10 protein-coding genes are annotated in these 12430 nt (G+C 69.7%); 7 read left to right on the forward strand and 3 right to left on the reverse strand.

From position 1 onward, the window contains the following. Nucleotides 1–189: 189 nt before the first annotated feature. Both AB0I53_RS47980 and AB0I53_RS47985 read right to left on the reverse strand, forming a co-directional pair. Nucleotides 190–1320 (reverse strand): acyl-CoA dehydrogenase family protein, encoded by a 1131-nt coding sequence (locus AB0I53_RS47980; RefSeq protein WP_358617468.1) that lies wholly within the window; start codon nt 1318–1320, stop codon nt 190–192. After that, nucleotides 1317–3683: a bifunctional salicylyl-CoA 5-hydroxylase/oxidoreductase gene (locus AB0I53_RS47985; protein WP_358617470.1), complete on the reverse strand. Its 2367-nt coding sequence runs from the start codon at nt 3681–3683 to the stop codon at nt 1317–1319. Before AB0I53_RS47985 ends, AB0I53_RS47980 begins: the two co-directional genes overlap by 4 nt. A gap of 82 nt (nt 3684–3765) precedes the next feature. Between AB0I53_RS47985 and AB0I53_RS47990 the strand changes: the two genes are divergently transcribed. Together AB0I53_RS47990 and AB0I53_RS47995 are read left to right on the forward strand one after the other, a co-directional pair. After that, nucleotides 3766–4521 (forward strand): SDR family NAD(P)-dependent oxidoreductase, encoded by a 756-nt coding sequence (locus AB0I53_RS47990; RefSeq protein WP_358617473.1) that lies wholly within the window; start codon nt 3766–3768, stop codon nt 4519–4521. After that, nucleotides 4518–4937, forward strand: a complete 420-nt coding sequence (locus tag AB0I53_RS47995) for a RidA family protein (RefSeq protein WP_358617475.1) — start codon at nt 4518–4520, stop codon at nt 4935–4937. The genes AB0I53_RS47990 and AB0I53_RS47995 overlap by 4 nt, the downstream gene beginning before the upstream one ends. Here AB0I53_RS47995 and AB0I53_RS48000 read toward each other — a convergent pair. Further along, nucleotides 4924–5799, reverse strand: coding sequence for a PaaX family transcriptional regulator C-terminal domain-containing protein (locus AB0I53_RS48000; RefSeq protein ID WP_358617477.1), 876 nt, complete (start codon nt 5797–5799; stop codon nt 4924–4926). The genes AB0I53_RS47995 and AB0I53_RS48000 overlap by 14 nt on opposite strands. Nucleotides 5800–5969: 170 nt before the next feature. Here AB0I53_RS48000 and AB0I53_RS48005 point away from each other — a divergent pair, with 170 nt between their 5' ends. The 5 genes from AB0I53_RS48005 (at nt 5970) to AB0I53_RS48025 (ending at nt 12147) form a co-directional block, all read left to right on the forward strand. After that, nucleotides 5970–6746 (forward strand): cyclase family protein, encoded by a 777-nt coding sequence (locus AB0I53_RS48005; protein WP_358617480.1) that lies wholly within the window; start codon nt 5970–5972, stop codon nt 6744–6746. A 19-nt stretch (nt 6747–6765) separates the two neighbouring features. Further along, entirely contained in the window at nt 6766–8409 is a 1644-nt protein-coding gene (locus AB0I53_RS48010) for a thiamine pyrophosphate-binding protein (RefSeq protein WP_358617483.1), read from the forward strand. A gap of 552 nt (nt 8410–8961) precedes the next feature. Beyond that, nucleotides 8962–9498, forward strand: a complete 537-nt coding sequence (locus tag AB0I53_RS48015; protein WP_358617485.1) for an XRE family transcriptional regulator — start codon at nt 8962–8964, stop codon at nt 9496–9498. 38 nt (nt 9499–9536) lie between these two features. Further along, nucleotides 9537–10706 (forward strand): aminotransferase class V-fold PLP-dependent enzyme, encoded by a 1170-nt coding sequence (locus AB0I53_RS48020; protein ID WP_358617488.1) that lies wholly within the window; start codon nt 9537–9539, stop codon nt 10704–10706. A gap of 1 nt (nt 10707) precedes the next feature. Further along, nucleotides 10708–12147: an amino acid permease gene (locus tag AB0I53_RS48025; RefSeq protein WP_358617491.1), complete on the forward strand. Its 1440-nt coding sequence runs from the start codon at nt 10708–10710 to the stop codon at nt 12145–12147. Nucleotides 12148–12430 lie beyond the last annotated feature (283 nt).

Consider the following 12430-nt stretch of genomic DNA (forward strand, 5'->3'; position numbering starts at 1 on the left):
CACTGGACCGCAGCGTCCGCTACCAACGACTCACACCCAAACTGTCCACGACGTCGTGAGACAAAACTGTCCGTGAGGTCCTGAGACATGACAGGCTGCCATAGCGACCCAAAGTACTCACGGCCCCGTTACCAGCAGAAACATCGAACCGTGAAGCTCCAGCCCGGTCAACAGCACCTTTTACTCGGGTCAGCGGTAGAGGTCGCGGGCGATGATGGTGCGTTGGACTTCCGAGGCGCCTTCGTAGATTCGGGGAGCTCGGACCTCTCGGTAGAGGTGTTCGAGCAGGTGTCCTTTGTGGAGCGCTCGGGCTCCGTGGATCTGGACCGCCGCGTCCACCACGTACTGGGCCGTCTCCGTCGCGAAGAGCTTCGCCATCGCCGAGCGTCCGGCCAGGTTCTGCTCGCCCGCGTCGTAAGCCGCTGCCGCCGAGTAGACCAGCAGGCGGGCCGCCTCGGTCCGGGCGGCCATCTCCGCCAGCGGGTGCGACACGGCTTGGAGGTCCTTGAGCGTTCCGCCGAAGGCTCGGCGCTCTCCGGCGTGCTCGACCGCCGCGTCCAGGGCCGCTTGCGCCATGCCCACCGCGAAGGCGCCGACGCTGGGCCGGAACAGGTCCAGGGTGCGCATCGCCACCCGGAAGCCCCTGTCCTGCTCGCCCAGCAGCTCCGCGCGGTGCACCCGGACACCGTCGAAGGTCAGCCGGCCGATCGGGTGCGGGCTGATCATGTCCAGGTGCTCACCGGACAGGCCTGGGCGGTCGGCGGGCACCACGAAGGCGCTCACTCCCCTGGCTCCGGCGCCGGCTTTCGTGCGGGCGAACACCGTGTAGAAATCGGCTTCCGGCGCGTTGGAGATCCAGATCTTCTCCCCGGTCAGCCGCCAGCCGTCGCCGTCCGGGTCGGCGGCCAGTTCCAGCGCGGCGGCGTCGGACCCGGCCTCGGGCTCGGTGAGCGCGAACGCCGCGACCGCGTCCCCTGCCGCGACCGCCGGAATCCAGCGCCGCACCTGCTCGTCCTGGCCGGACTGCAACACCGGGTAGCTGCCCAGCCCCTGCAACGCCAGCGCGGTCTCGGCCTCGGTGCACACGCGTGCCAGCGACTCGCGCAGCAGGCAGAGGTCCAGCGAAGCCGCCTCCCGCGATCCCGCACCGCCGGGGAAGAGCTTGGCCAGCAGGCCCTGCTCCCCCATCGCCTTGATCAGTTCCCGGTTGACCGAGCCGGGCGCGCCGGCCTCTGCCACGGGTCGCAGCTGTTCGGCGGCGACCCGCCCCACCCGTTCGACGAACTCGCGCTGCTGCGCGGTGAGTGCGAAGGTGCTCATTCCATCCCTTCCTCGGCGGGGTTCCAGCGCGCGTGGGCGGTGACCTGGCCGCCGCTGCGGATCAGTTCCAGGCGGGGTTTCGGTCCGTCGGTGCGCCCGGTCTGCGGCTTGCGCCGGCCGGCCCGGAACTGCTTCGGCCACACCGCACCGGGGCCGTCGTAGTCCTGCTCCACCGCCGAATGCAGAGTCCACTGTGGATCGAACAGGTGGGTTCGGCCGACCGCGCACAGGTCGGCCCGGCCGGCCAGGATCAGCGAGTTCACGTCGTCGTGGGAGGAGATCGCGCCGACCGCGATCACCGCGATGTCGTGCTCGCGCGCGACCTCGTTGCGAATCCGGTCGGCGAACGGCGTCTGGTAGCTCCGGCCGAACGCCGGACGCTCGGCCTTGACCACCTGCCCGGTGGAGACGTCGATGCCCGCCGCGCCGTGCTCCGCGAACGCGCGCGCGATCCGCACCGCCTCGTCGGCGTCCACCCCGCCCTCGTACCAGTCGGTGGCCGAGATCCGCACCGTAATCGGCCGGTCGGCCGGCCACACCTCGCGGACCGCGTCGAAGACCTCCAGCGGGAACCGCAGCCTGTTGGCCGGCGATCCGCCGTAGTCGTCGGTGCGCTGGTTGGTCAGCGGGGAGATGAAGGACGACAGCAGGTAGCCGTGGGCGCAGTGCAGTTCGAGCACGTCGAAGCCGGCCCGCGCCGCTGCTTGCGCGGCGGCGACGAACTGCTGCTTGATCTCCGCGAGTTCGGCCGCGGTCAGCTCGCGCGGCGTCTGGTTCTCCGTGGAGTACGGCAGCGGCGAGGGGCCGACGACCTCCCAGTTGTCCTCGTCCAACGGCTCGTCGATGCCATCCCACATCAGCTTCGTCGAACCCTTGCGACCCGAATGCCCCAGCTGGACGCCGATCTTCGCGGCGGTGTTCTCGTGCACGAAATCCACCACCCGCCGCCAGGCCGCCTCCTGCTCCGGGGTGCACAGGCACGCGCAGCCCGGCGTGATCCGCCCCTGCTCGGACACGCACACCATCTCGGTCATCACCAGCCCGGCACCGCCGAGGGCCTTGCCGCCGAGGTGCACCAGGTGGAAGTCGCCCGGCACCCCGTCGACCGCGCTGTACATGTCCATCGGCGAGACGACCACGCGGTTGTTCAGCTCCAGCGGGCCGAGCCGCACCGGCTGGAACATCGGCGGCCGGACCTCGCCCGCGCCGGCGAACCAGGTGTCGATCCCGGCGACGAACTCCGGGTCGCGCAGCCGCAGGTTGTCGTAGGTGACGCGGCGGCTGCGCGTGAGCAGGTTGAAGGCGAACTGCTCGGGATCCTGGTGCACGTACTGGCCGATGCTCTCGAACCACTCCAAGCTGGCCTGCGCCGCGCGCTGCGTCGAAGTCACCACCGCGCGCCGCTCCGCCTCGTACGCCTCCAACGCGCCGTCGATCGAGGGCTGCTCGTGCAGGCAGGCCACCAGCGCCAGCGCATCCTCCATGGCCAGCTTCGTGCCCGAGCCGATGGAGAAATGCGCGGTGTGCGCGGCGTCGCCGAGCAGCACGACGTTGCCGCGCCGCCACGACTCGCAGCGCACCGTCCGGAAGTTCAGCCACTTCGAGTTGTTGGCGAAGACCTCGTGACCGGCCAGCGTGTCGGCGAACAGCTCGCGGATCAGCTCGATGGATTTCTCGTCGCTGTCTCCGGGTCTGGTCGACGCCGAGGCGGCGAAGTCGGCGAACCCGGCGCGCTGCCAGACGTCCTCGTGCAGTTCCACGATGAAGGTGCTGGCATCGCGGCTGTAGGGGTAGCCGTGCAGCTGCATGATGCCGTGGGGCGTGTCCTGGATGACGAACTTGAAGGCGTCGAAGACCAGGTCCGTGCCCAGCCAGATGTACTTGCACCGCCCGGTTTCCACGCTGGGCCGGAAGGCCTCCGGGTACCGGGCGCGCACCGCCGAGTTGGCGCCGTCGGCCGCGATCACCAGGTCGTAGTCGGCGGACAGCTGCTCGATGTCCGGCGCCTCGGCCTGGAAGTGCAGCGCCACGCCCAGTTCGCGGCACCTCTCCTGCAGGATGCGCAGCAGCCGCTTGCGGCTCATCGCGGCGAAGCCGTGGCCGCCGGAGGTGAACGAGGCGCCCCGGTGGTGCACGTCGATGTCGTCCCACCTGGCGAATTCCCGTTGCATTGCATGGAAGATCCCGGTGTCGGCGTGCTCGATGCCGCCGAGGGTCTCGTCGGAGAACACCACACCGAATCCGAAGGTGTCGTCCGGCGCGTTGCGCTCCCACACCGCGATCTCGTGCTCCGGGCCGAGCTGCCGCAGCAGTGCGGAGAAGTACAAACCGCCTGGACCGCCACCGATGACCGCGATGCGCACCGCGGGCTCCTTCCGTCGGTTCCACTCCCGGCAGAGTATGCCGCGTTGCGCACGACCGTCAATTTTGCGTAATATCGCTTCCGTGACGACGAGAAACTGCCTGGTCACCGGAGCCGGCCGGGGCATCGGTCGCGCCATCGCCCAGCGACTTTCCGAGTCCGGCAACCGGGTCGCACTCACCGCGCGAAGCGCCGGGGAGCTCACCGAGGTCGCCGCGCAGCTGCCCGGACCGGCGCTCGACCTGCCCGCCGACCTCGCCGACGCGCAGGCCCCGGACCGGGTTTTCGAAGCGGTCGAACGCGAATGGGGACCGGTCGAGGTCCTGGTGCTCAACGCGGGCACCGCGACCTCGGCACCGCTGACCGCGACGACCGACGACGACTGGGAACGCGCCCTGCAGATCAACCTGACCGCGCCGTTCCGCTTCCTGCGCCGAGCGGTTCCGGCGATGGTCGAACGCGGCTTCGGCCGGATCGTGGTGATCGCGTCGATGGCCGCCAAGCGCGGCGACCCCTACGTCAGCGCCTACACCGCCAGCAAGCACGGCGTGCTCGGACTAGTGCGCTCGGCCGCCGCGGAGCTGGCCAGGACAGGTGTCACGGTCAACGCCGTGTGCCCCGGTTTCGTCGACACGCCGATGACCGAACGCACCATCGACAACATCACCGCCAAGACCGGGCGGAGCGCGCAGCAGGCCCGCAGCGCGCTGGAGAACCGGCAGCCCATCGGGCGGCTGATCAGCCCGGGAGAAGTCGCCGACGTCGTGGAGTTGTGCGTGCGCAACGCCGCGATCAGCGGGCAAGGGATCACTGTGGACGGAGGAGCGGTTCAATCATGACCATCGAACGGATCAACCCCGCGGAACTGGCCCGCCCGGCGGGTTTCAGCCACGCCGTCGTGGCCTCGGACTGCCGCCTGGTGTTCCTCGCCGGCCAGACCGCGCTCGACGCCGACGGCAAGATCGTCGGCGACGGCGTCGTCGCGCAGTTCCGCCAGGCGCTGGGCAACCTGCTCACCGCGCTGCGTGCCGCCGGAGGTCGCCCGGAACAGGTGACCGAGCTGACGGTCTACATCGTGGACGTGGACGACTACCGCGAGCACGCCCGGGAAATCGGCGCGGTGTGGCGCGAACTCGCCGGACGGGACTATCCGGCGATGGCCGGAATCGGCGTGCAGCGCCTCTGGGACGCCGAGGCGCTGGTCGAGATCAAGGGCACCGCCGCGATCCCCGCCGAACCGATCAACGCGCCGTGACGGCTTCGACGTGCTCGTGGGCCTGCTGCTCCAGCAGGGACTTCAGCTCGAAGAAGACCTCCGCGGCCACCGTCCCGTTCCAGTCCTTCGGCAGCAGATCGGCAGGCAGCCCGGGATCGAGGTAGGGCAACCGGCGCCAGTCGGTGAGCACCCGAACGTAGTCGGCGAAGGCCTCCGGCCCGCGCGGCGCCCGGCGCCGCCGCCACCGCTTCAGCACCGGCTGGTGCACCCCGATGAACTCGCCGTAGAGCTGCTGCAGCTGCTCCAGGTCCCACCACTGGGCCACCTTGGTCCGCAGATCACCGAAAGCGAGGTGCTCTGCGTGGAACAGATCGGCGTAGCCGGCCAGCTCGTAGCGCCGCAGGACGCTGCTCGCCGCGTCCCGCAGGTCGGCCGGGGCGATCCACACGCCCGGTGCGGCGGTGCCGAAGCCCAGGCGCGTCAGCTGGGTGCGCAGCACGTGCCGCTTCTGCCGTTCGGATTCCGGGACCGAGAACACCGCCAGCACCCAGCCCTCGGCGAGGGTGGCGCGCTCCCGGCGGAAGATCCGCTCGTCACCTTCCCGCAGGATCTCCAGCGCGGCACCGGACAGTTCGTAGCCGGCCGCGCCGCCGCGCCGCTCGGCCAGCAGGATGCCGCGCCGCTTCAGCCGCGAGATCGACGAGCGCACCGCGGGCTCGTCGACGCCGAGATCGGCGAGGAGCCGCACCAACGACGCCACCGACAGCCAGCCACCGGCCTCCCGCGCGTACAGGCCGTAGATGGTGACGATCAGCTGCCTGGGCTGCATGCCGCGGCCGGTCAGTTCGCCGACCACGGCATCGTCCACCGATGCGCCATCCGTCACGATGTCCGTCGTCACGCGAACACGATAACAGCGGTCGCGCAGTTCGGCTCGATCCACAGTGCCACTTCCACCGCAGGACCCAAATCCATTGCCGCTCCGGGCAATTCCCGATCCGTTGGCAGCGCCTCGGGCGCGAAGTAGGATCCCGCACGTCGTCCCACTCCCGGAATTCGGAGGCGAAGAACGTGGCCGTCCTCAACGAACTGCTGCGGGCGCTGACGTCCGGCCGCATCAGCGTCATCGACCTGACCGCGCGCCTGACGTCCGAAGTGCCCGTCCTGCAGCTGCCAGAGCCGTTCGCCAACACCATCGGCTTCAGCCTGGAGGAGATCAGCCGGTACGACGACCGCGGCCCCGCCTGGTACTGGAACAACATTCACACCGGGGAGCACACCGGCACCCACTTCGACGCGCCGGTGCACTGGATCACCGGGCGCGACGGCCTCGACGTCGCCTCGGTCCCGCCGCGGCAGCTGATCGGCCCGGCCGCGGTGCTGGACTGCTCCGCGCAGGTCGCCGACAATCCGGACTTCCTGCTGGAGATCGAGCACATCCGCGAGTGGGAATCCGCGCACGGCCCCCTGCCCGAAGGCGGCTGGCTGCTGCTGCGAACCGGCTGGGACGCGCGCAGCAACGACCAGGCGGAGTTCCTCAACGCCGACGACAGCGGCTCGCACACCCCGGGGATCTCACCGGACTGCGCCCGCTGGCTGGCCGAGGAGAGCGACCTGATCGGCATCGGCGTGGAGACGGTGGGCACCGACGCCGGGCTGGCGCCCACCTTCGAACCGGCATTCCCCTGCCACTCGCTGCTGCTCGGTGCCGACAAGTACGGCCTCACCCAGCTGCAGAACCTCGCGCAGCTGCCACCGACCGGAGCGGTGCTGATCGCCGCGCCGCTGCCGATCGTCAACGGCTCGGGCAGCCCGACGAGGGTCTTGGCGCTGGTCGAGCAGGACTGACAGAACGGGAAGGAACGAAATGAACGTCGCCGAGGTCGTCGGCCGCACGTTGGCCACACTGGGCGCCGACCACGTCTTCGGCGTAGTCGGCAGCGGCAATTTCCACGTCACCAACGCGCTGGTCGCCGCCGGTGCGCGGTTCGTGGCCGCCCGGCACGAGGGCGGCGCGGCGACGATGGCCGACGCTTATGCGCGCACCAGCGGCCGCATCGGGGTGCTCTCGGTGCACCAGGGCTGCGGGTTGACCAATGCGCTCACCGGCATCACCGAAGCGGCCAAGAGCCGAACCCCGCTGCTCGTGCTCGCCGCGGAGACGGCCTCCGCCGCGATCCGCTCGAACTTCCGGATCGACCAGGATGCGCTGGCCACCGCCGTCGGCGCCCGCGCGGAGCGGGTGCACAGCGCCGCCACCGCCGTCGACGACGTGGTGCGGGCGTTCCGGCTGGCCACCGAGGGCCGGCAGACCGTAGTGCTGAACCTGCCGCTGGACGTCCAGGCGGCGGAGTTCGACGGCGAACCGCCCGTTCCGCAACTACCGGCGCTGAGTCCGGTCGCGCCGTCCGCCGCCGCCGTGCGGGAACTGGTCGACCGGCTGGCCACCGCGCAGCGGCCTGTCTTCATCGCCGGTCGCGGTTCCCGGCATGCCGGACCCGAGCTGCGGGCGCTGGCCGAGGCCTGTGGGGCGTTGCTGGCCACCTCGGCGGTGGCGCGGGGCCTGTTCCACGACGACCCGTGGTCGTTGGACGTCTCCGGCGGATTCGCCACGCCGCTGGCCGCCGAGTTGATCTCCGGAGCCGACCTCATCGTCGGCTGGGGCACCGCCCTGAACATGTGGACCATGCGGCACGGCAACCTGATCGGCCCCGGATGCACGCTGGTGCAGGTCGATCTCGACAGCGAAGCGATCGGCGCGCACCGCCCGGTCGACCTCGGGGTGCTCGGCGACGCCGCCGCGACCGCCGAGGCGACCCGAGCCGAACTCGCCGACCGCGGCGTGCTGCTCGCCGGCTACCGCGATCCGGCGGTGCGGGAGCGGATCGCCGGGGAAGGCTCCTGGCGCGACGTGGAATTCGCCGACGAATCCACACCGGACGCCATCGACCCCCGCGCGCTGACCATCGCCCTGGACGGGATGCTGCCCGAAGAGCGGGTGCTGGCGGTGGATTCCGGCAACTTCATGGGCTACCCGAGCATGTTCCTGCGGGTGCCCGACGAGCACGGCTTCTGCTTCACCCAGGCCTTCCAATCCATCGGCCTTGGGCTGGCCACCGCCATCGGCGCCGCGCTGGCCAGCCCGGACCGGCTGCCGGTCGCCGCGCTCGGCGACGGCGGCGCGCTGATGGGCATCGCCGAACTGGAAACCGCGGTCCGGCTCGGCCTGCCGATGGTGATCGTGGTCTACAACGACCACGCCTACGGCGCGGAGGTCCACCACTTCGGCCCGGATGGCCACCGGTTGGACACCGTCGAGTTCCCGGACACCGACCTCGCCGAAGCCGCGCGCGGCTTCGGCTGCATCGGAGTCACGGTGCGCACCGAAGCGGACCTCGCGCCGGTGCGCGACTGGCTGGCCGGACCGCGTGCCACGCCGCTGCTGATCGACGCCAAGATCGCCCCCGGCGAAGGAGCCTGGTGGCTCGTCGAAGCATTCCGCGGCCACTGACCTCACGGACTCTCGTCGCTCGAGCGGCAAACCTGTAGAAGCTGCTCGAGATGTGGTGGCGCGGAGTCGTGGTAGGCCGACTTGTGCCTTCGGAGCGGTGAAGCCGCCTGTCCGCCTAGGGCTGTCGAGGCGAACGGCCTGTTCGCCCCGTCTATCGGGACGAACGGTCCGTTCACTCCACACCAGCGGTGCCCACTGACGCCGGGTGGATGAAGCGAATGGACCGTTCACCTCGCCTATCGTGGCGAACAGGCCGTTCACTCCACTCCAGGCAGCGGAGATGCACCACTGCGCAAGCGGGTTCTCAAAACAGCCGCTGCAGCAGGACGATGTATACCCCGGGACCGGCGGATCTCGGCCCTGCGCTTCTGCTGCAGCGCAAGCAACATCGCGCGAATCGGCACGGACCGCGTTCCGTTGCGTTCCAGCACCGCGAGCGGCATCGGGTCTCCTGACGCTCGGCGATCGACGGTGCCGCGCTATTGACTTCCTTCGAACGCGGTTTCATGCTCACTGAAATAATTCACCCACTTCGAAGGCGCGAGCTCAGCCATGATCGGCCCCCACCTCCGGGAGTTGCGCCAGAAGCGCAACCTCACCCTCAAGCAGCTGGCCGAACGCACCGGCCTGTCCACCGGACTGCTCAGCCAGGTCGAACGCAGCATCCACGACCCCAGCCTGGAAACCCTGCGCCGCCTGGCGAAAACGCTGGAAGTCCCGCTGTTCAGCCTCTTCGCCGATGAGGACCTCCAGCAGGTGGCCGTGGTCCGCCGCGAGCGGCGGATGAAAGTCAGCTCACCGCACGGCGGGATCAGCTATACGCGCCTCTCCCCCGGCTCGGGCCGCTTGGAGCTGCTCGAAGGCTGTCTGGAACCCGGTGCCGCGTCCTCGGCCGAACCGTGGAGCCACCCGTCCGAGGAGTGCGTGCTCGCCCAGATGGGAGAGCTGCTGGTCGAGGTGGGCGAGTCCCGGATCCGGCTGGAACCGGGCGACAGCTGCTACTTCGACTCGCGAGTCCCGCACCGCTTCGTCAACCCGGGTACCGATACCGCCACCTTCCTGGTCTCGGTGACCCCGCCGAGCTACTGACCCGGCCGAATCCGCACACCCGCAGAGGAAATCGCACCGTGAACACCACCCCAGCGCTGCCCGCCGAGACCATCACCGACCCGGTCCTGTTCCGCGCCTCGTTCCCGTCGCTGACCGAGAACGTGCACCTGGCCAGTTGCAGCCAGGGAGCCGCCTCCCTCCAGCTCGGCGACGCCCTCGCCGAATTCCAACGCTCCATGCATGTGCACGGCGCACCGTGGGACATCTGGATGCAGCAGGTCGAACAGGCGCGCCGGGGCTTCGCGAAGCTGATCGGAGCCGAGCCTGACGAGGTCGCGGTCCTGGCCAACGCCTCCGAAGGAGCTTTCCAGGTGGCGTCGACCAGGTCCTACGCCAACAGGCCGCGCATCATCACCACGGACATGGAGTTCCCCTCCATCGCACACGTGTGGCTCGCGCAGCGCGCCCGGGGAGCCGAAGTCGTCCACGTCGGGGCCGAAGCCGGACAGGTTCGCACCGAGGACTACCTCGACGCGATCGACGAGCGGACCCAACTGGTGTCGGTGCCGCTGGTGTCCTACCGCAACGGCCTCCTGCTGCCGGTCCACGACGTGATCTCCCGGGCCAGGGAGCAGGGCGCGACGACGTTCGTCGACGCGTACCAGGCCGCCGGTGTGCACCGCATCGACGTCGAGGAGCTCGGCTGCGACTTCCTCGTCGCAGGTGCGCTCAAATACGTGCTGGGCATCCCCGGCATCGCATTCCTGTACGCACGTCGCGGCGTGCAGGATGCAGTTGCACCGCAGCTGACCGGCTGGTTCGGCCGCGAGAACCCGTTCGAGTTCGATCCGCGCTCGGTCGACTACCCGGCACGCGCGAGCCGCTACGAAACCGGCACGCCGAGCATTCCGGCCGCCTACGGCGCGAACGCGGGCCTAAACCTCGTCAACCGCCTGGACCCGACGGCGGTGCACAACCACGTCCGGGGACTGACCCAGAGCCTGCAGGAAAAGCTGCTGGCAGCGGGCGAACGGCTTTGGTCGCCGACCGATCCGGCATCGCGCGGCCCGCAGGTCGCGCTCCTCGACGACGCACCGAACGAACTCGCCGCATGGCTCGCCGAACGCCGGATCGCGACCAGCCCGCGCGGCACCGTGCTGCGGATGTCCTTCCACTTCTACAACGACGAATCCGATGTGGACACCGTCGCCGCGGCCATCGCCGACTACCGCAGATCGGGGAAATGAGATGGATTCCACCCCAGGTAGCGCCACCGGTGCCACGACCGGCGCCAACTCGTCCGACACCGGACTGCGCCGGCAGCTGACGCAGCGCCAGGTGACCATGATCGGACTGGGCGGTGCGATCGGCACCGGCCTGTTCCTGGGCTCCAGCCTCGCCATTTCGCAGGCCGGGCCGGCCACCGTGCTCGCCTACCTCGCCTGCGCGCTGGTCGCGCTGGTGATCGCCTGGGCACTGGCCGAAATGGTGGTCCAGCACCCGGACGCGGGTGCTTTCGGCGCGATCGCGCACCGCTACCTGGGCCCGTGGGCGGGATTCGTGGTGCGCTGGACGTACTGGACGATCCAGGTGATCGCGGTGGGCGGTGAGCTGATCGCGGCCGGGATCTACACCCAGTTCTGGTGGCCCCAGCTGCCGTTGTGGCTGCCCGTCGTGGTGTTCTCGGTGCTCATCCTCGCGGTGAACGCGGGCGCGGTCGGGCTGTTCGGCACCTTCGAGTACTGGTTCGCGATGATCAAGGTCACCGCGATCGTGGTGTTCATCCTGCTGGCGCTCGCGCTGGTGACGGTCGGGCTGCCGAACGCCGAGCCCACCGGCTTCGACAACCTGGTGGCGCACGGCGGATTCCTGCCCAACGGGTGGAACGGCCTGTACCTGGCGATGGTGTTCGCGCTGTTCAGCTTCATCGGCACCGAAGTCGTCTCGGTGACCGCAGCCGAGTCGGAGAACCCGGAACGCGACATCCCGCGCGCGGCCCGGCAGATGGTGCTGCGGTTGTCGCTGTTCTACCTGCTGGCGATCGCCCTGGTGCTGACGGTGGTGCCCTGGACGACGGTCGCGCAGAGCAGCGGGGTGTCCGAGAGCCCGTTCGTGACGGTCTTCGGCGCGGCCGGAATCCCGTTCGCCGCGCTGGTGATGAACTTCGTGGTGCTGACCGCGGCGCTCTCCAGCGCGAACACGAACCTCTACCTGTGCACGCGGATGCTGCACTCCCTCGCCGGGCACGGCTACGCGCCGCGCTGGACCGCCCGGTTGAGCAAGGGCGGCGTGCCGCGCAACGCGCTGCTGCTCAGCGCAGCCGGACTGCTCGTCGCCACCGTCCTGTCGGCCGCGCAGGGCAACGCCGCGTATCTGGTGCTGTTCGGGCTGTCCATCTTCGGCGCCCTGGCGGTGTGGATCCTCATCCTGATCACACACCTGGCGTTCCGGCGAGCCCGCGCGACCGAGGGCCTGCCACTGCCGAAGGTCCGCCTGCGCGGTGCGCCGTTCACCGGAATCGCGGCGATCCTCTTCCTGGTGGCGATCCTGGTGTCCACCGCGTTCATCGACGACCTGACGGTCGCCTGGTGGGCGGGCGTGCCGTTCTTCGTCGTGTTGAGCGCGATCTACTTCGCGGTCAGCCGGAGGTCGCGCAATCGGTCGTCCGCGCACCCGGAGCACCGATGAGCTCCGCGCCGTAAGCCGAGAACCAGATCGACAAGTGACGCCGGACGCTCCAACACAAATGGCAGGAAGGCCCACTGACCTGGACTTACGTGTCGATCAGCGGGCCTTCTCCAACGTCGGGCCGACAGGATTCGAATCTGCTCCCCTTGACCTCCAGTGGCGTCCACAAACGACAGTTACCACCGGAAATCCCTGAAACCCGGCAAAACCGGTGCGCTGCTTGGCTTTTCCACGTCGGCGGGCGCCCTGATGGCAGGCGCGGACGCCTCGACCGTGGAGTGCT

The sequence above is a fragment of the Saccharopolyspora sp. NPDC050389 genome, from assembly GCF_040655595.1.
Classification (GTDB): domain Bacteria; phylum Actinomycetota; class Actinomycetes; order Mycobacteriales; family Pseudonocardiaceae; genus Saccharopolyspora.